Source organism: Terribacillus aidingensis (assembly GCF_040703035.1).
Classification (GTDB): domain Bacteria; phylum Bacillota; class Bacilli; order Bacillales; family Amphibacillaceae; genus Terribacillus.
This window is the reverse complement of the sequence record NZ_CP159996.1, coordinates 1,746,582-1,764,130: the sequence shown is the minus strand read 5'-3', so window position 1 is coordinate 1,764,130 and position 17,549 is coordinate 1,746,582. Positions and strand designations below refer to the sequence as shown.

General features: G+C 44.6%; 21 protein-coding genes. 19 read left to right on the top strand and 2 right to left on the bottom strand.

The window, feature by feature from the left end; translation table 11 throughout:
* Nucleotides 1–16 precede the first annotated feature (16 nt).
* The 4 genes from ABXS78_RS09320 to ABXS78_RS09305 all read left to right on the top strand — a co-directional run bounded on the left by ABXS78_RS09320 (nt 17) and on the right by ABXS78_RS09305 (nt 2,467).
* A complete protein-coding gene (locus ABXS78_RS09320) occupies nt 17–586 on the top strand; it encodes a ReoY family proteolytic degradation factor (RefSeq protein WP_095222668.1) in 570 nt (189 codons plus the stop codon).
* 152 nt (nt 587–738) lie between these two features.
* A complete protein-coding gene (locus tag ABXS78_RS09315) occupies nt 739–1,323 on the top strand; it encodes a DUF1405 domain-containing protein (protein WP_366249822.1) in 585 nt (194 codons plus the stop codon).
* Between the two features lie 70 nt (nt 1,324–1,393).
* The gene (locus ABXS78_RS09310) at nt 1,394–1,714 is read left to right on the top strand and encodes a sporulation protein YpjB (protein ID WP_366249821.1); all 321 of its coding nucleotides are present in this window, start codon (nt 1,394–1,396) and stop codon (nt 1,712–1,714) included.
* A 66-nt stretch (nt 1,715–1,780) separates the two neighbouring features.
* Nucleotides 1,781–2,467, top strand: coding sequence for a zinc metallopeptidase (locus tag ABXS78_RS09305; protein WP_095222671.1), 687 nt, complete (start codon nt 1,781–1,783; stop codon nt 2,465–2,467).
* Between the two features lie 27 nt (nt 2,468–2,494).
* Here ABXS78_RS09305 and ABXS78_RS09300 read toward each other — a convergent pair whose 3' ends face one another.
* Together ABXS78_RS09300 and ABXS78_RS09295 are read right to left on the bottom strand one after the other, a co-directional pair.
* On the bottom strand, nt 2,495–3,019 hold the full coding sequence (locus ABXS78_RS09300; protein ID WP_366249820.1) for a type 1 glutamine amidotransferase domain-containing protein: 525 nt from the start codon (nt 3,017–3,019) through the stop codon (nt 2,495–2,497).
* A gap of 66 nt (nt 3,020–3,085) precedes the next feature.
* The gene (locus tag ABXS78_RS09295; RefSeq protein WP_095222674.1) at nt 3,086–3,958 is read right to left on the bottom strand and encodes a YitT family protein; all 873 of its coding nucleotides are present in this window, start codon (nt 3,956–3,958) and stop codon (nt 3,086–3,088) included.
* Nucleotides 3,959–4,102: 144 nt separating this feature from the next.
* Between ABXS78_RS09295 and ABXS78_RS09290 the strand changes: the two genes are divergently transcribed.
* From ABXS78_RS09290 to nth, 15 genes are all read left to right on the top strand, one after another.
* Nucleotides 4,103–4,453 carry a nucleotide pyrophosphohydrolase gene (locus ABXS78_RS09290; protein ID WP_366249819.1) on the top strand — a complete coding sequence of 117 codons (351 nt, stop codon included), beginning with the start codon at nt 4,103–4,105 and terminating at the stop codon, nt 4,451–4,453.
* Nucleotides 4,446–5,252, top strand: a complete 807-nt coding sequence (dapB, locus tag ABXS78_RS09285; RefSeq protein ID WP_366249818.1) for a 4-hydroxy-tetrahydrodipicolinate reductase — start codon at nt 4,446–4,448, stop codon at nt 5,250–5,252. Before ABXS78_RS09290 ends, dapB begins: the two co-directional genes overlap by 8 nt.
* Nucleotides 5,253–5,262: 10 nt before the next feature.
* On the top strand, nt 5,263–5,676 hold the full coding sequence (mgsA, locus tag ABXS78_RS09280; RefSeq protein WP_093728366.1) for a methylglyoxal synthase: 414 nt from the start codon (nt 5,263–5,265) through the stop codon (nt 5,674–5,676).
* A complete protein-coding gene (gene bshA, locus ABXS78_RS09275) occupies nt 5,673–6,800 on the top strand; it encodes an N-acetyl-alpha-D-glucosaminyl L-malate synthase BshA (RefSeq protein WP_366249817.1) in 1,128 nt (375 codons plus the stop codon). The genes mgsA and bshA overlap by 4 nt, the downstream gene beginning before the upstream one ends.
* Nucleotides 6,797–7,966 (top strand): CCA tRNA nucleotidyltransferase, encoded by a 1,170-nt coding sequence (locus ABXS78_RS09270; RefSeq protein WP_366249816.1) that lies wholly within the window; start codon nt 6,797–6,799, stop codon nt 7,964–7,966. Before bshA ends, ABXS78_RS09270 begins: the two co-directional genes overlap by 4 nt.
* Nucleotides 7,950–8,930: a biotin--[acetyl-CoA-carboxylase] ligase gene (locus ABXS78_RS09265; protein WP_366249815.1), complete on the top strand. Its 981-nt coding sequence runs from the start codon at nt 7,950–7,952 to the stop codon at nt 8,928–8,930. Before ABXS78_RS09270 ends, ABXS78_RS09265 begins: the two co-directional genes overlap by 17 nt.
* Before the next feature lie 4 nt (nt 8,931–8,934).
* Nucleotides 8,935–9,765 carry a 3-methyl-2-oxobutanoate hydroxymethyltransferase gene (gene panB, locus ABXS78_RS09260; RefSeq protein WP_366249814.1) on the top strand — a complete coding sequence of 277 codons (831 nt, stop codon included), beginning with the start codon at nt 8,935–8,937 and terminating at the stop codon, nt 9,763–9,765.
* 2 nt (nt 9,766–9,767) lie between these two features.
* Nucleotides 9,768–10,637 (top strand): pantoate--beta-alanine ligase, encoded by an 870-nt coding sequence (gene panC, locus ABXS78_RS09255; protein ID WP_366249813.1) that lies wholly within the window; start codon nt 9,768–9,770, stop codon nt 10,635–10,637.
* A gap of 17 nt (nt 10,638–10,654) precedes the next feature.
* The gene (panD, locus tag ABXS78_RS09250) at nt 10,655–11,041 is read left to right on the top strand and encodes an aspartate 1-decarboxylase (RefSeq protein WP_038560856.1); all 387 of its coding nucleotides are present in this window, start codon (nt 10,655–10,657) and stop codon (nt 11,039–11,041) included.
* Between the two features lie 78 nt (nt 11,042–11,119).
* Nucleotides 11,120–13,885 (top strand): ATP-dependent DNA helicase DinG, encoded by a 2,766-nt coding sequence (gene dinG / locus ABXS78_RS09245; protein WP_366249812.1) that lies wholly within the window; start codon nt 11,120–11,122, stop codon nt 13,883–13,885.
* A 200-nt stretch (nt 13,886–14,085) separates the two neighbouring features.
* Complete coding sequence (locus ABXS78_RS09240) at nt 14,086–14,259, top strand: YpmA family protein (RefSeq protein WP_093728373.1); 174 nt, start codon at nt 14,086–14,088, stop codon at nt 14,257–14,259.
* The gene (locus ABXS78_RS09235) at nt 14,225–14,755 is read left to right on the top strand and encodes a DUF5590 domain-containing protein (protein WP_366249811.1); all 531 of its coding nucleotides are present in this window, start codon (nt 14,225–14,227) and stop codon (nt 14,753–14,755) included. The genes ABXS78_RS09240 and ABXS78_RS09235 overlap by 35 nt, the downstream gene beginning before the upstream one ends.
* A 39-nt stretch (nt 14,756–14,794) precedes the next feature.
* Nucleotides 14,795–16,087 carry an asparagine--tRNA ligase gene (gene asnS, locus ABXS78_RS09230; RefSeq protein WP_095222684.1) on the top strand — a complete coding sequence of 431 codons (1,293 nt, stop codon included), beginning with the start codon at nt 14,795–14,797 and terminating at the stop codon, nt 16,085–16,087.
* A 69-nt stretch (nt 16,088–16,156) separates the two neighbouring features.
* The gene (locus tag ABXS78_RS09225; RefSeq protein ID WP_366249810.1) at nt 16,157–16,864 is read left to right on the top strand and encodes a DnaD domain-containing protein; all 708 of its coding nucleotides are present in this window, start codon (nt 16,157–16,159) and stop codon (nt 16,862–16,864) included.
* A gap of 16 nt (nt 16,865–16,880) precedes the next feature.
* Nucleotides 16,881–17,534 (top strand): endonuclease III, encoded by a 654-nt coding sequence (gene nth, locus ABXS78_RS09220; protein WP_366249809.1) that lies wholly within the window; start codon nt 16,881–16,883, stop codon nt 17,532–17,534.
* The last annotated feature ends 15 nt before the right edge of the window (nt 17,535–17,549 follow it).

The following is a 17,549-nucleotide window of genomic DNA, read 5'->3' as shown; positions in this document are numbered from 1 at the left end:
CTGGGAGGGGGCACATATGAATATTTCCGTTACCATGCAGGATAAGAAGACGTTCATTCGCTGGTTCTTAGATAATTACCAATTGAAGCGCAGGGAAAGTGTCTGGATCTTGAACTACTTGATCAATCATGATTCGTTTCTTGATAATGTGCATTTCATCCGTGAAGCAAGATTCAGTCCCAGAGGAATCATCATATCCGCCCATTGTTCTGAAGAAGTGCCGTTCCGTTTCTACAAGGACAACATCGTTACAACCGATGCAGAGAAATCATTCCATGATATTCGCATGAACAAGAAAGACCCTGTCTATATTCAACTCAATTTCAAGAATTCCCATCAAAGTATGGAATATGTCGCAGTGCTGGAAGACAATCCTTTCTTGCCGGAAGATCATTATGTGACGAAAGAAGACCGGCAGCTGGCAGCGAAACTTCTTGATGCGTCACACCATCAATACAAGAAGAAGAAGCTGCAAGAAGCAATTGATTTAGCTCTTGATAAGAGAGACGAAGATAAATTCCGGTTATTAAGTAAGGCGATGCGACAATTGAAAGAAGAAGCTGAAGACACAATTGAACATATTTAACTGGATGCGCTATAACAGCGCATCTATTTTTTTATCTTTCTAGTTGAAAATTCCAATAGAGAAGAGAGATTCTGCTAAAATAAAGTGACTGCTTATTAAGAAGCAGGCTGGAATACATAAAAGAAAATACTCCATGAAAGGAAATACACAGAATGTATCGTCTTCTATTTCACCGTTACAGCATGCTGATATTGTTTATCATTAATCTTATTGGGACGATCTATGGGTACATATGGTATGGCTGGCAGCTTGAGATTACACCGGCGATTTTCCTTCCCTTTGTACCGGATAGCCCGACAGCCAGTCTCTTCTTCACTATCTTCCTTGGGTTATACCTGATTGGAAGACAAAATGGCTATATCGAAGCGCTGGCAGTTGTTTCATTATTCAAATACGGTATATGGGCGGTCGTCATGAATTTGCTCACCATAGCCGTAGCAGGGTCACTTTCCTGGCAGGGGTATATGCTGATTGCCTCTCATTTGGGAATGGCGATTCAAGGTCTTTTGTATGCACCGCTTTACCGAGTGAAGTTACGGCATCTTGCTGTAGCTGCCATCGTCGTATTACATAATGATATCATCGATTATGTATTCGACATGATGCCTATTTACGGCAACTTGATGGATTATAGCGATAATATCGGCTATTTCACTTTCTGGCTCAGTATCGTTTCCATCCTGGTTGGATACATAGCCACGCAGCGGAAATCTTCTTTACGAAATCTAAACAAATAAGGCACATACCGACATACAAATACGTTTTTAAGCATAGGCTGTAGGAACATTTAAAAAAGAGGGGATGCTTATGAAAAAGCTGCTTCTCGTCATTGTTCTGACAGCCTCTTTTTTTGTACTTGCCAATCTTGCTGAACTACTTCTGCAGCCGCATACAGAGGCTCTGTCGTCATCTTCCGACAAAACAGGTCAAACGTTTGATCAACAGTTCGAAGCACTGCCTGCATATTTGTACAGTGTTACCGTACCTGATAAAAACAGTTATGGAACAGGACGATTCTGGGGAATACTTGGTATTAGTGCAAGCATTGTAGGAACACTTGTTTATGTTGGTTATAAGAAGTATCGAGCTGAAAATGACAAAAGTGTGAACAACGATCCTAATAGTTGATTTTTTTCGAATTTTTGACTAAAATTGACCTTAATAAGTTCCAAATATTTTTATGGAGGAATGTATATGTCACTAGGTGCTTATATAATCTATATAGCACTTCTTCTGATTATCCCTTTATGGGCTCAATCGAAGGTAAAAAGCACGTATAAGAAGTATTCGAAAGTAGAAACGTCATCTCTAATGACAGGTGCACAGGTCGCAAGAAAGATTTTAGATGATAATGGAATATATGATGTGCAAATTGAAGAAACACGCGGTATGTTATCTGATCACTATGACCCGCGTCATAAAGTAGTTCGTTTATCCACTGACAACTACCATGGTCACAGCATGGCTGCAGCAGCGGTTTCCGCCCACGAGGTTGGACACGCAATTCAGCACGCAGAAGGATACGGATTCCTGAAGTTCCGTACAGCTCTTGCTCCGGCAGCTGCATGGGGCAGCAACCTTTCCATGTTCCTTATCATAGCAGGTGCTATCTTTGGATCCCTTCAATTCGTCGGACTTGGTATTGCGTTCTTTGCTATCGCGGTATTGTTCCAGGTTGTTACTCTGCCGGTTGAGTTCAATGCTTCTAACCGTGCAATGACACAATTGGTTTCAACAGGAATCATCCGGAACGATGAAGAGCGCTCAACTAAAAAGGTTTTGAACGCGGCAGCAATGACTTACGTTGCGGCAGCTCTAGTAGCTGTAGCCGAGCTTGTACGCTTCATCCTTATGTTCTTTGTCAGCAATAACGAAGATTAACAAAAGGCATCCCGAGGGATGCCTTTTTTATTGTGCTTGTATGACCTTGATCAACTCTCGGAGGTAGTCGGGCAGATCAGGCGGCCGTCTGCTGCTGACAATATGACCGTCTACGACAACAGCTTCATCATGCCATATCGCTCCTGCATTCGTCATGTCGTCTTTTATTCCAGGAGTACTAGTGACATTTACACCTTCCAATATGCCGGCAGAGATAAGCACCCACCCGGCATGGCAGATTTGACCGATTGCTTTCTTATGTGTGTGGAAATGACGGGTGACTTCCAATACACTGTGATAGCGGCGAAGTTTATCCGGTGACCATCCGCCAGGGACGAGCAAGGCATCATATTGATTCGGATCAACTTCATCAAACGTCAAATCAGAAGTTGCTGGAACCCCATACTTTCCTTTATAAACAGTATTTGCTGACTCACCAGCTAAATACACTTCCGCTCCTGCTTCGCGCAGCCGAAGTATTGGATACCACAATTCCAGATCCTCGAAATCATCACTGACAAACGATAGTATTTTCTTTCCAGTAAGTTCCACGATCTCACCTCTCTCGTTTATTCTTCTCCACTTTACCAATTCAAGTATCAAAATGCATGCAAAACGTCAGTCGGTATTATACGGTTTTTTATTTTCATCCAGTGTAAATCCTTCTCCCATGACATCATGCACCTCGCTAAGGGCGACAAAGGCATGTGGATCGACTGAGGTGATAATCGCTTTCAGTCGGACAATTTCGTTCCGGGCGACGACACAATAAAGCACATCGCGTTTTTCGCCTGTGAAGCTTCCTCTGCCATCAAGGACCGTTACACCCCGGTCCATTTGCTTTAGTATCTGATTGGCTATATCTGCACTCTGACTCGAAATGATAGTTGCACCTCTTGCCGAGTAGGCGCCTTCTTGGATAAAGTCGATGACTCTAGCGCCAACGAAGACAGCAACGAGTGTATACATACCGCGGATCAGATCAAGATAGGTAAGAACCGATGTAACAATAACAACGGCATCAAAGAGAAACATCGTCCGTCCCATCGTCCAGCCGGCATACTTGTTAGCAAGTCGGGCAATGATGTCGACTCCTCCGGTTGTACCGCCGAAGCGGAAGATGATACCGAGACCGACTCCTATGAATACACCAGCTAAAAGTGAAGCAATCAGCAAATCGTTACCTAAGTCAATATTAAACGAATATGTCTGGAATAAACGCAGGAACAAGGAAACTGCCACTGTCCCGATGATTGTATAAACGAAAGTTGTCCGGCCAAGGAACTTCCAGCCGATCAGGAACAATGGAATATTCAGCACCAGGTTCATAATTGCTGGATCCCAATCGAATTCGAATAGTAAAATAAGCGTTATCCCGGTGAATCCGCCTTCCCCAAGTTTATTGGCGATATTGAAATGGACGATACCGAACGAAAAGATAGCCGCGCCTAACAGAATGAACAGGATGTTCTTTATACGCAGTCTGAACATAATCTACCTCCTAAGATGACAATTCCTTCTATATTATAGACAACTATCCTTATCCCTACAAATCTGTCAGATAGGTAAAAACATTTGTCAAATGCCGTATTTTTAAGCTAACATGGTAATGATATAGCGAAAGGAAGATCGCGAATGAATACTACATATACGACAAAGGAAATACAAGCACGTGTCGACGCTTATATTTCCCAATTTAAAGAAGGTTATTTTTCACCGCTCAGCATGCTTGCCAGAATGACGGAAGAAGTAGGAGAGCTTGCAAGGGAAGTGAACCATACATATGGAGAAAAGCCGAAAAAAGCTAGTGAAGAAGCTAATACAGTAGCAGATGAACTCGGAGATATTATATTCGTGATGACATGCTTTGCTAATTCCTTGAATATCGATCTATCGGAAGCATTCGAAAAATCGATGACGAAATTCGAAACAAGGGATAAAGACAGATGGACGAAGAAGACACAGGAGGACATACATAATGACTAAAGATACGATTAAAATTATTGTAGCGGGACCAAGAGGCAGAATGGGATCAGAAGCATTGCAGCTTGTCGATCGGACGGCTCATTTTGAGCTAGTGGCAGCAATTGACCGAAAAAACGGAGGAAAGCGGATCAGTGATATCGAAGGATTGCCAGCGAGCGATGCGGTCATTTACGAAGATGCTGAGGCGTGTTTAGATGAAGTAGAGGCAGATGTACTTATCGACTTGACCATTCCGGAAACAGGCTACAAACATATGAAGCTCGCTATTGAACATGGTGTGCGTCCGGTAGTCGGTACTTCTGGTTTTACGGAAGAACAAGTAGAAGAGCTAGGGAAGCTTAGTGAAGAAAAAGGTATAGGAGCAATTATTGCACCAAACTTCGCAATTGGGGCAGTACTTATGATGCAATTCGCCAAGCAAGCAGCAAAATACTTCCCAACAGTAGAAATTATTGAAAAGCATCATGATCAAAAACTGGATGCCCCAAGCGGTACGGCTGTGAAAACAGCTCAGCTGATCCAGAAAGTACGTGAACCAGCAAAACAAGGACATCCGGATGAGAAAGAGACGATAGCTGGAGCACGTGGTGCAGATGTGGACGGCATGAGGATTCATAGTGTCCGTCTCCCTGGACTCGTTGCACACCAAGAAGTTATTTTCGGTGCACCAGGCGAGCAATTCACAGTTAAACATGATAGTTTCAACCGCGCATCCTTTATGTCAGGTGTAGAGCTGGCAGTGGACCGTGTCATGAAGATGGACATACTAGCATACGGATTAGAAAATATATTGGAATGAGGCGATAGACATGCATATTGCTTTAATTGCCCATGATAAGAAAAAACCTGAGATGGTCCGTTTTACGGTCGCATATAAAGAAATGCTGAAGAAACATACCCTGTATGCTACAGGCACGACAGGCACTCGCATCAAAGAAGCAACAGGATTACCTGTGGAATTGTTCCAATCGGGCCCGCTTGGAGGCGATCAGCAGATTGGTGCAAGGATCGCAACGAATCAAATGGATCTGATTATCTTTTTCAGGGATCCACTCACTGCCCAGCCGCATGAACCTGATGTAAGTGCACTAATGCGCTTATGTGATGTGCATCGTATTCCGCTGGCAACCAATCTGGCAGCGGCCGAAATATTTATTCGCGGATTGGACCGTGGAGATTTCGATTGGCGCAAGATCATACGCGATCGTGAGCCGGAGCTATGAAAAAGCTGAAAATCGGTATCACTTGTTATCCGACGCTTGGCGGATCGGGCGTCATTGCAACAGAACTCGGGAAAAAACTAGCTAAAAAGGGACATGACATTCATTTCATTACATCCAGTGTCCCTTTCCGGCTGGATATGCTGCTTCCGAATGTATTTTTCCATGAAGTCGAGATGAGTCATTATCCTGTCTTCCAATACCCGCCATACGATTTGGTGCTGGCTAATAAAATGGCTGAAGTAATCGACGAAGAACAGCTCGATATTCTGCATGTCCATTATGCTGTTCCGCATGCTATATGTGCGATTTTAGCTAAGGCAATTGCCAAGCGGGATGTAAAGATTGTCACAACCCTGCACGGAACGGATATTACGGTGCTTGGAATTGATAATGGACTGCGCAAAATGATCATTCATGCAATTGAAGAGAGTGATGTCGTCACAGCGGTATCACAAAGTCTCGTAAAGCAAACAAGAGAAATGCTTGATGTCACTAGCGCAATCGACGTTGTCTACAACTTTGTCGATGAAGAAGTGTATCGTCCGGCTGATGTGCGTGACATAAGGCAGCAATTCGGTATCAAGGAAGATGATAAAGTACTCGTACATATAAGCAATTTCCGTAAAGTGAAACGTGTACAGGATGTTGTACAGGTTTTTTCGTATGTACAGGAGAAGCTGGATGCCAAGCTGATGCTGATTGGGGACGGACCCGAGTATTCAGATATTCTGCGAGATGTGCAGCAGCGCGGTCTTGAAGATAAAGTACTTTTCTTAGGTAAGCGTAATAATGTTGCTGCCCTGTTAAATATGGCGGACATCATGCTGCTTCCTTCTGAAAAAGAGAGCTTTGGTTTGGTTCTTTTAGAAGCAATGGCCTGTGGGGTGCCGTGTATCGGAACAGATGTCGGCGGCATACCAGAAGTTATCCAGCACGGTAAGAATGGTTTTATAACGCAGCTGGGAGATGTAGAGCAAATGGGTTCCTTTGCAATGGATTTGCTGACAAATGAAAAGCTGTGGCAGCAATTTTCCGAAGCATCCATTCATTATGCTGCGGAAAACTTCCATTCTGATCAAATTGTTGCTCAATACGAAGCAATATATGAAGAGGTTTTGCAATGAAGATATTTGAAAAAGCCTTCCGGGTCATACAGCAACTCGAACAGCATGGTTATGAAGCATATCTGGTCGGAGGAGCGGTGAGGGATTACCTTATCGGAAAAGCTGTCGGCGATTTGGATATTGCTACATCAGCTACGCCGGATCAGGTAATAAAAGTCTTTGATAAAGTCATACCAATTGGTATCGAACATGGAACTGTTCTTGTGCGCTTTGAGCAGGAAAGCTTCGAAATTACAACCTTCCGAACAGAAGGCGCATATTCTGATTACCGGCATCCTGATAGCGTGAACTTTGTGACGGATGTAACAGCTGATCTTGCACGTCGTGATTATACAGTTAATGCGATTGCGATGGCCAGAACAGGGGAGTTAGTGGATCCTTTCGATGGCAGGAGCGCTATCGAAAAGAAGGAGCTTGTTACGGTAGGCAAAGCCTTTGATCGTTTTCAAGAAGACCCTCTGCGTATGATGCGCGGTGTCCGGTTTGTTTCTCAGCTAGGGTACAAATTGGATTATGATGCACGAAAAGTGATGGAGGACCAGCGTCTGTGGTTAGCACGAATTGCAATTGAACGTATAGCGATTGAAATGGAGAAATTATGCCGCGGCAAACATGTGAAGACAGCTGTGCAGCTCCTGCAGGATTCGGGATTATGGGAAGCAATGCCGATTTTTAAGGATCACCCTGAGCTAATGGGTGAGCTTTCCAACAAAATGGTGCCTCTCGGCAGTTTAGCAGAATGGGTCGCGCTTTGTTCTTTATTAAGCACAAGGCCAGTGCTTGATTGGGTAAAAGAGTGGAAGCTCTCCAATGCTGTTAAACAAGACGCTCAAAATTTGGTGCGCATACTGCAAAGCGACCTGGATGCATGGGCGGTATATCAGTTGCCAGTTCATCTGGATACTGGCTACTGCCGTCTTGTGAAAATTTATAAGGAAATAGATATTCAGGATGAGTTATCAACTTTGAGAAATTCACTTCCGATTCGAAATAGTTCGGAATTGGCTATTTCCGGTTCAGACTTGATCAGCTGGTTCCCAGAAAGAAAGAAAGGAAGCTGGATCCGTGATCTGCTGCTCGCTGCGGAGAAAGCTGTGGTGGAAAACAGGGTGCCAAATGATAAAGAACAGCTGAAGGAGTGGGTCTACCATGGACACGACACGTAATCGTCTTATAAGAATTCTCCAGGAACATAAGACGTCGTATGTTTCTGGCCAGAACCTATCCGAACAGCTCGGTATCTCAAGGGCAGCAGTCTGGAAGCATATGAAAGCGTTGGAAGCAGACGGCTATGAAATAGATGCTGTTCCTCGTAAAGGATACCAAGTTAAGCGATCGCCGGACAAACTCAGCAAAAATACGCTGAACTGGAAGCTGGATACGGAATGGATCGGACGCAAGATCATCTTTGAAGAAGAGCTTGATTCTACCCAAGTTTTGGCGAAATCTTTGGCGGATCAAGGTGCAGTTCACGGTACTGTTGTCATCGCTGATCAGCAGACAAGCGGTAAGGGAACAAAAGGACGCAGTTGGCATTCACCAGCCGGAACCGGTATATGGATGAGTTTAATCATCCGGCCTGAATTCGGACCCCGGGAAGCAGCACAGCTGACGTTGGCTGCAGCAGTTGCCATCACACGCGTATTCCGCCAGAACGATATTGATGCTAGCATTAAATGGCCGAATGATATCTATCTGGGCGGCAAGAAGCTCGCTGGAATACTGACCGAGATGCAGGCAGAGCAGGATTATATTCAGCATATCGTACTGGGTATCGGAATCAACATCAATCAGACTGCGGCGGAAATAGCGCCGGATATCCACGATAAAGCAACATCATTGCGTATCGAGACAGATAAGGAATGGAAGCGGCAAGAGCTCATTCATCTGATTTGGAAAGAGTTCGAGGATGTCTATTCGCTATACATAAAAAAAGGTTTCCACATCATCAGGAACGAATGGATGCAGTATGCTTTACGACTCGGGCACCGTGTGAAAGCAACTACTCCATCAACTGTCTTTTATGCAGTTTTCAAGGGAATCGGGGAAGACGGCGAGCTTATCCTTGAAAATGATGATGGCAGTACACAGCGTTTGTATTCAGCTGAATTGGAATGGAGAGAGGAGTAACGAAATGAAAACAAGACTCGATTTTCAGAAGATGAAAGAAAACAACGAGAAAATTACGATGGTCACTGCCTATGATTATCCAACGGCAAAATTGGCGCAGCAGGCAGGTATCGATATGCTCCTTGTCGGCGACTCATTAGGTATGGTCGTACTCGGATATGACTCCACCATCCCGGTAACAGTGGAGGATATGATTCATCATGGAAAAGCCGTCACTCGCGGCGGAAACGATACGTTTGTTGTAGTAGATATGCCATTTATGACTTATCATGTATCGGTTGAGGCAACTATACCGCAAGCGAAACGCATCTTCCAGGAAACCGGAGCACAGGCTTTGAAGCTGGAAGGAGCAAATCAGGTCATCCTAGACAGCATCAAGGCATTAGCAACAGGCGGTATTCCGGTTGTCGGTCATCTTGGTCTGACACCGCAGTCAGTCCATATACTCGGTGGATATAAAGTACAAGGGAAAAACGAACAGACAGCAAAACAGCTGCTGGAGGATGCACGCAAAGTTGAAGCAGCCGGAGCGATTGCCGTTGTACTGGAATGCGTTCCGAAGCAGTTAGCAGCGCTTATTGCTAAAGATATTTCCATCCCGGTCATCGGAATAGGAGCTGGTGTCGATGTTGACGGCCAAGTTCTCGTTTTCCATGATGTAAGCCGGTACGGAGTAGATCGACTGCCGAAATTTGCTGTAAGCTATGCGGACCTGAACGAGACTATCACAGATGTCTTCACCACTTATCGGGAAAATGTAAGGAATAGTATTTTTCCAAATGACGATCAGAGCTTCACAATGGACGAAGCAGCATTACCTAAACTAGGAGAATGAATATGAAGATCATTTCGACACTAGAAGCGTTAGAGCAAGAAAGGGCACAGCTTGCGAAAGAGCAGAAATCAGTTGGCTATGTGGCGACGATGGGCTTTTTGCATGAAGGGCATCAATCCTTGATGAAGCGCTCTAAGGCGGAGAACGATATTACCGTGCTTAGCATTTTCGTAAATCCGCTGCAATTTGGTGAGGGCGAGGATTTTGAGACTTATCCGCGAGATGCAGTCCGTGATCAGGCTATCGCGGAAGCAGAAGGCGTCGATATCGTCTTCATGCCAGAAGCAGCGGACATGTATCCAGGCAGCAGTACAATCAAACTACATGTTGCTGACAGAGTAGACGTGCTCTGCGGCAGATCAAGACCCGGTCATTTTGATGGTGTGGTTACTGTCTTATCGAAGCTTTTCCATTTAATTCAGCCGGACAGAGCGTATTTCGGGCTGAAGGATGCACAGCAAGTAGCAGTTGTACAAGCTTTGGTGCACGACCTTAATTTCCCGCTGGAAGTGGTTCCGGTACCGACTGTACGCGAGGCAGACGGATTAGCGAAAAGCAGCCGCAACGTCTATTTATCAGAGAAAGAGAGACAAGAAGCTCCAGCTATTCACCGCGCACTGCAGCAAGCTAAACAAAGCATCCAAGATGGAACAAAGGATCCTGAAAAAGTAGCATCTGCAGTAAAAGAATTTATAAACAGCCAAACAAGTGGTAGAATAGACTACGTTGAAATTTTGTCATATCCGGCCTTGAAGCCTGTCAGGGAAATAGATGCACGTATCATCATTGCTGCAGCTGTCTATTTCGACAAGGCAAGATTGATCGACAATCTAGTATTAGAAGCTGATGGCTCCATCATGGACCGTTTTTAATATAGGGGGATAATAAGATGTTTCGCACAATGATGAAGGCGAAGATACATCGTGCTCGTGTCACGGAAGCAAACTTGAATTATGTTGGCAGTATTACGATCGATACGCACATTCTGGAACAAGTAGGCATACTTCCTCATGAAAAAGTGCAGATTGTGAACAATAATAATGGAGCTCGTCTCGAAACATATGTCATCCCCGGTGAGCGGCATAGCGGTGTCATCTGCCTAAACGGTGCAGCTGCACGTCTTGTACAAAAAGATGATGTAGTTATCATCGTTTCCTATGCCATGCTATCTGAAGAAGAACTGGCTGACTTCAAGCCAAAGATCGCCCTGATGAACGAAGATAATACAATTCAGGAAATCATCGAGGAAGAACCGCCGCTTACTGTTATGATGTAACGGCATAAAAGAATCGTACGATAAGACTCTTATCTGTGATAAGAGTCTTTCTTTTCTAAGCAGTATGGAGGGTGGAGTATGGAAAAATTTGTAGTGGTGGATCTTGAAACAACAGGACATGCGCCGTCGAATGGCGATAAAATCATAGAGGTCGGGATTGTCGTCATCCAAGGACGTGTGATCACAGATCAATTTCAGACGATGCTGGATCCCGGTATGCCGATTCCACCTTTCATCTCCCAACTGACAGGTATTACGGATGAAGATGTAGCTGGTGCTCCGCAATTTGAAGATGTAGCAGAAGAGATTTCTGCTTTCTTCAAAGATAGCTATGTGGTCGCTCATAATGCGAATTTTGATTTGCGGTTTCTGAACAGCGCTCTGGAAGAGGCGGGACTTACTCCAATCCAGCGCCCAGTGCTGGATACGGTCGAGTTGGCGCGTATCCTACTGCCAACGGCACCGAGCTACAAATTAAGCGTTCTTAGTGAGCACCTTTCTTTTGAACATGATCAGCCTCACCGTGCGCTGTCCGATACGCTTGTAACGGCAGAACTCCTGCTGTCTCTTCTTGATGAGCTAGGAAAGCTGCCTTATGAGACAATTTCTCATCTACTAACACTCGAACGCTCATTGAAGAGCGATTTACGCGGCTTACTTGAGTACCGTTTGGAGGAACTTGCATTCGAGGATACACAAGACGATGGGCTTGAGGTTTATCGAGGGCTGGCATTTCGGAAAGTCCAGGAAGAAAATGATACTGTATCTGTTATTACCCAGTCTTTCGGTGAGATAGCGGATCAGCTGTATCAAAAGAGTGGCTGGCTTTCAGAGGGAATGAAGGGCTATGAGCCGAGAAAAAGTCAGCTGGAGATGAGTGAACAGATCTTTGATGTTTTCCAATCAAATAAACACGCTCTCCTGGAAGCAGAAACGGGTACTGGAAAATCACTTGCTTATCTTATGCCAGCAGTATACACAGCAGTAAAAGAAAAGAGTCGGATCGTTATCAGCACTCATTTGACGCAGCTGCAGGCACAATTGATGGACAAGGAAATTCCGCTTTTACAGCGTATTCTGCCGTTTTCCTTTAAAGCTGCACTGCTGAAGGGAAAGCAGCATTATTTAAGTCTCAGCCGCTTCGAATCAGAGCTTCAGCAAACAGCAAATGATAATTATGATATCGTACTTACAAAAGCGATTTTACTTGTATGGCTGACAATGACTGAAACTGGTGATATTGATGAAGTGAATCTGCCTTCCAGCGGGAAGCGGTTTTTCCTGCATATGTCTGCGGATGCAGAGGATACGCAAGATCCATTTTCGCCATGGTTTTCCCGTTCGTTTTATCAGCGGGCAAAAAAAGCAGCATGGCAGGCAGATGTGATCGTGACGAACCATGCGCTGCTTTGCAGTGATATGCAAGAAGAATACCAGCTCCTACCATCGTATCAGCGAGCCATTATCGATGAGGCACATCATTTCGAGGCGACAGCCGCGAAGCATTTTGGATTGGCATTGGATTACGTCAGCATCCACCACATGCTGTCTCATGCGAATAAAGTATATGAGACAGCAACGGATGAGCTTCCAAATACACAAGCAGAGATGCTGATTTGGCAAAGTTTATGGGATCAGACGAAAGAAGAAGCAGATGACATGTTCCGCTACATCCATGATTTTGTCTTGTCCCAGCATAAAAAGAAGCTCGGAACCAACGACATCGGCAGATTACAGCTGCGGCTCGAGGATGTTCGGCAGACAAAGCAGGTCCTAGTAATAGCTGAAATGAGCAACAGATTATTATTTGGTGTGCGAGACTGTATCCACCATTTGCTTCAGCTGACAAAATCCGCTGATAAGCAGGGGGATAAAAAGATTGCTGATTCCATTCGGAATGCAGTGGATCAGCTGCAGACTATCATTGATGCGATTGAACGGATGTTCCTTATGTATGACGATGAGGAAGTGAAATGGATAGAAGTCGATATGTACGGCGCGCGCAACGCTGTTTACTTGTACAGTGAACCATTAGAAATTGCAGATTTGCTACTGGAACATTTCTTTTCGGAAAAGAAGAGTGTTGTGCTCACAAGTGCAACTTTAACAATGAAGCAATCGTTTGCTTTCATTCAGGAACAGCTAGGCTTGGATGAACAAACCGTAACAAGACGTTTCGATTCTCCTTATTCTTATCAGGAGCAAGTACAGCTGCTTGTCCCAAATGATTTTCCGGATGTCCGAGGCAAGGATAACTATCCTTTCATTTATGCGGTTTGTGAATCGATTCTGAGCCTTGCTGCCATTACGGATGGGCGGATGCTAGTATTGTTCACTTCCTATGATATGCTGAAAAAAGCTTATGGACTTGTGAAGGAACTGACAGAGGATCAGGATTATACTTTGATCGCCCAAGGTATTACGAGCGGCAGTCGTGATCGGCTGAAAAAGAATTTCCAAAGCAATAAGAAGGCCATCCTGTTCGGAACCAGTTCATTCTGGGAAGGCGTCGATATTCCTGGTGAAGATTTAAGCTGTCTCGTCATTGTAAGGCTGCCATTCCAGCCTCCAGATCATCCAATTTATGAAGCAAAGGCAGCCAAATTGAAGGCAGAAGGAAAGAATGCCTTTATGGAGCTTGCATTACCTAATGCAGTCATCCGCTTCAAGCAAGGATTCGGCAGGCTGATTCGGTCATCCAGTGATAGAGGGATTGTGTTCGTTTGTGATGACAGGATGATGAAGACAAGATATGGCAGTTACTTCACGGCTTCGATACCAGATGTACCTACACATTATAAGAGTACAGCTGAACTTTTGGAGCTAGCAGAGGAATGGCTATAAAAAAAGTGCGCCACTAGGACGCACAACTGCTGGGGAGAAGGAAGATTTTTGTTGAAAAAACTTTGAACTCGTCTTAGAATTACACCAGTACAACTGGTATAATAAGAATTGGATTGCTTCTCAACATACATTAGTTTGCTGCAGAAAGCCATCTCTATGAGTAACAAATCATGTAAATGAATTGCTCGGAGGTAACGATGATGGAAAATAATAAGATGGAGACATTGTCCACTGTACGTGTACAATACAGCAGCGACCTGTACAAGCTGGTTGACTCACTGAACCGTACACTGAAAGAGAAGGACTTAATGTTCGGATTAGCATTGGATGAGGAAGATCATGATACGGCGATATTCACGATTTACCGTACCTAAATGGGCAAAGATCACAATTTTCAGTGCTTTAGCAGTTTTGATCATTGTCCTCGGCTGCGGTATATACGTTTATAGCACAGCACAAAATGCACGAACAGAGGGCTTTGAAGCTTCAGAGGACTTTGCACTTGATAATACGGATCTAGAAACCGCAGATGAAGTGACACGTTTCAATGGCGAACATGTGCATCATGTCGTCAAAGGCAAGCAAGCTGATGGAGAAGATGCTATCGCTTATGTCAAAAAGGGCGAGAAGGATCCTAAGCAGATCATTTATACAACAGATACTGCTGATGAACAGCAAGCAGAAACTAGCTGGCAGTCAGCGTGCGGAGCGGACTGTCAATTGGATGATGTCCGGCTTGGATTGTACGATGATGCACCAGCATGGGAATTTACATTCCGCGATGGACAGGATCGCCTCGGCTACAGTTATTACACACTAGATGGTACCGAGCAGCTGGAAAGCTATGCTCTATCTAACCAATATCAATAATACAACTACATATGTAGGACAGACAATGGAGGGTTCTTTTTGAAGACAACTATCGCAAAGCTTAGTGAGCATGTAGGAGAAGAAGTAACAATCGGAGCGTGGCTCCGCAATAAACGTTCCAGCGGTAAAATTGCATTTTTACAGCTGCGTGACGGAACTGGATTTGTACAAGGTGTCGTCGTGAAAAGCGACGTATCTGAGGAAGTGTTCCAGACAGCCAAGAACATGACACAGGAAACATCCCTTTATGTTACAGGAAAAGTAGTAGAGGACAGCCGTTCTTCCTTCGGTTATGAAATCCAGGTCAGTGATGTGGAAGTAATCCATGCAGCAACAGATTACCCGATCACACCAAAAGAGCATGGAACTGAATTCTTGATGGACAACCGCCATCTGTGGCTTCGTTCCCAAAAACAGCATGCGGTGATGAAAATCCGTAATGAAATCATCCGTGCAACGTATGAATACTTCCATGAAAATGGCTATACGAAAATCGATCCGCCAATTCTGACAGGTTCCTCTGCAGAAGGTACGACGGAATTGTTCCATACAAAATACTTCGACGAAGAAGCATATCTATCACAAAGCGGACAGCTTTACATGGAAGCAGCTGCAATGGCATTCAACAAAGTATTCTCCTTTGGTCCGACATTCCGTGCAGAAAAATCCAAAACTAGACGTCATTTGATCGAATTTTGGATGATTGAGCCGGAAATGGCTTTCGTTGAACATGAAGAAAGCTTGGAAATCCAGGAGAACTACATCAGCCACCTAGTTGCTTCTGTACTGAAGAACTGCAAACTGGACCTTGAAATCCTTGGACGCGATACAGAGAAATTGGCTAAAGTTACCGCGCCATTCCCGCGCATCACGTACGACAAAGCTATCGAATTACTGAAGGAAAAAGGGTTTGATGATATTGAGTGGGGCGAAGATTTCGGAGCACCGCATGAGACTGCGATTGCTGAAAGCTTCGACAAGCCAGTATTCATCACGCATTACCCAGCTGCAATCAAAGCATTCTACATGAAGCCAGATCCGAATCGGGAAGATGTCGTGCTTTGTGCAGATTTAATTGCTCCAGAAGGCTATGGCGAAATCATCGGCGGATCTCAGCGTATCGATGATCTTGAATTGATGGAAAAACGCTACGAAGAACATAATCTGACTAGCGATGCGTACAACTGGTACTTGGAATTACGCAAGTACGGCAGTGTACCACACTCAGGCTTTGGTCTTGGTCTGGAGCGGACAGTTGCTTGGCTTTCCGGAGTGGAGCACGTTCGCGAAACTATACCATTCCCACGTCTTTTGAACCGTCTATACCCATAATAAATAGATTACCTGACGATCCCTTGTCGAATGACGAGGGATTGTCCTATTAATGGAAGGAGAACCCAGATGAATAACGACTTGAATTACCAACGAATGCTGGGAAATCCATTTTCCTTTCCCGGTATTTTGATGAATAGATATGTATCCCTTGGCTTGAATGAAACGGAAATGATGGTCATTTTGCATATTTGCTTTTTCCAGCAGCAAGGTATCATGTTTCCGACTACAGATCAACTTGCCAAAAAAGTAACGCTTTCCGAAAGAGATGTAGCCTTAGTTTTACGCAAGCTGGTTCAGCGTAATATGCTGCAGATTGAAGATGTGCAGGAAGAAAATGTGCGAAGCCAAGCTTACAGTCTGAACGGATTATGGCATCTCGCGTTTGCAGAAACCGTGTATCCTGAACCTGAAAAGAATACAGACAAAGAAGAAGAGGCTGCAATATTCATTCTTTTTGAGCAGGAATTCGGCCGTCCATTGTCACCTTTTGAAATCGAAACGGTCACATTATGGCTCGATGAAGACATGCAGCCGCCATCCCTCATTAAAGCTGCTTTGCGAGAAGCAGTACTGATGAGTAAATTGAATTTCCGCTATATAGATCGTATTTTGCGTGAATGGAAGCGTAAAGGTATCCGATCCGTAGACCAGGCTCGCAAGGAAAGTAAATCATTTCATGAGAACCAGCGGCCTACAGCAGCTGCAGTACGTTCAGAGCAGCAAGCACCAGCCCGCGATGTAAGTATTTACTATAACTGGCTGGAAGAAGATTGAGGAGGAAAAGCATACAATGCTGAACAAAACACAGATACGACGAGCATTGGATGTGATGCGAGACATGTTCCCGGAAGCAGCATGTGAACTGGTCCACCGTAATCCATTCGAGCTGGTGATCGCCGTACTGCTGTCTGCGCAGTGTACCGATAACCTTGTCAATAAAGTAACGAAAGATCTGTTCGAAAAATATAAGACACCGGAAGACTATCTAGCTGTTCCACTTGAAGAGCTGCAGCATGATATTCGTTCTATCGGTCTTTATCGCAACAAGGCGAAGAATATCCAGAAGCTTTGTCAGACGCTGCTTGATCAATATGATGGAATTGTACCAGACACACGTGATGAATTAGTCAAGCTAGCTGGAGTAGGGCGCAAGACAGCCAATGTGGTAGCATCGGTTGCTTTCAACGAGCCTGCCATTGCTGTAGATACCCACGTTGAGCGTGTATCCAAACGGCTCGGTTTTTGCCGCTGGAAGGACAATGTAACCGAAGTAGAAAACACATTGATGAAAAAGGTACCACGTGATGAGTGGAGCGATACACATCACCGCATGATTTTTTTCGGACGCTATCATTGTAAAGCAAGAAACCCTAACTGCCTGGCATGTCCCTTGAACGATATTTGCCGAGAAGGCAAGAAACGTCTAAAGGCCGAAGCAAATTAAAAGACAGTCACTCCA

Bases quoted from the DNA above. Each gene is read 5' to 3' on its own strand.
- ABXS78_RS09225 (WP_366249810.1), top strand. From the start codon at position 16,157: ATGAATAACGACTTGAATTACCAACGAATGCTGGGAAATCCATTTTCC.
- nth (WP_366249809.1), top strand. From the start codon at position 16,881: ATGCTGAACAAAACACAGATACGACGAGCATTGGATGTGATGCGAGAC.
- ABXS78_RS09320 (WP_095222668.1), top strand. From the start codon at position 17: ATGAATATTTCCGTTACCATGCAGGATAAGAAGACGTTCATTCGCTGG.
- ABXS78_RS09240 (WP_093728373.1), top strand. From the start codon at position 14,086: ATGGAAAATAATAAGATGGAGACATTGTCCACTGTACGTGTACAATAC.
- panC (WP_366249813.1), top strand. From the start codon at position 9,768: ATGAAGATCATTTCGACACTAGAAGCGTTAGAGCAAGAAAGGGCACAG.
- ABXS78_RS09290 (WP_366249819.1), top strand. From the start codon at position 4,103: ATGAATACTACATATACGACAAAGGAAATACAAGCACGTGTCGACGCT.
- ABXS78_RS09295 (WP_095222674.1), bottom strand. From the start codon at position 3,958: ATGTTCAGACTGCGTATAAAGAACATCCTGTTCATTCTGTTAGGCGCG.
- ABXS78_RS09235 (WP_366249811.1), top strand. From the start codon at position 14,225: ATGATACGGCGATATTCACGATTTACCGTACCTAAATGGGCAAAGATC.
- ABXS78_RS09305 (WP_095222671.1), top strand. From the start codon at position 1,781: ATGTCACTAGGTGCTTATATAATCTATATAGCACTTCTTCTGATTATC.
- bshA (WP_366249817.1), top strand. From the start codon at position 5,673: ATGAAAAAGCTGAAAATCGGTATCACTTGTTATCCGACGCTTGGCGGA.
- ABXS78_RS09265 (WP_366249815.1), top strand. From the start codon at position 7,950: ATGGACACGACACGTAATCGTCTTATAAGAATTCTCCAGGAACATAAG.
- panD (WP_038560856.1), top strand. From the start codon at position 10,655: ATGTTTCGCACAATGATGAAGGCGAAGATACATCGTGCTCGTGTCACG.
- dapB (WP_366249818.1), top strand. From the start codon at position 4,446: ATGACTAAAGATACGATTAAAATTATTGTAGCGGGACCAAGAGGCAGA.
- ABXS78_RS09310 (WP_366249821.1), top strand. From the start codon at position 1,394: ATGAAAAAGCTGCTTCTCGTCATTGTTCTGACAGCCTCTTTTTTTGTA.
- ABXS78_RS09270 (WP_366249816.1), top strand. From the start codon at position 6,797: ATGAAGATATTTGAAAAAGCCTTCCGGGTCATACAGCAACTCGAACAG.
- mgsA (WP_093728366.1), top strand. From the start codon at position 5,263: ATGCATATTGCTTTAATTGCCCATGATAAGAAAAAACCTGAGATGGTC.
- panB (WP_366249814.1), top strand. From the start codon at position 8,935: ATGAAAACAAGACTCGATTTTCAGAAGATGAAAGAAAACAACGAGAAA.
- ABXS78_RS09315 (WP_366249822.1), top strand. From the start codon at position 739: ATGTATCGTCTTCTATTTCACCGTTACAGCATGCTGATATTGTTTATC.
- dinG (WP_366249812.1), top strand. From the start codon at position 11,120: ATGGAAAAATTTGTAGTGGTGGATCTTGAAACAACAGGACATGCGCCG.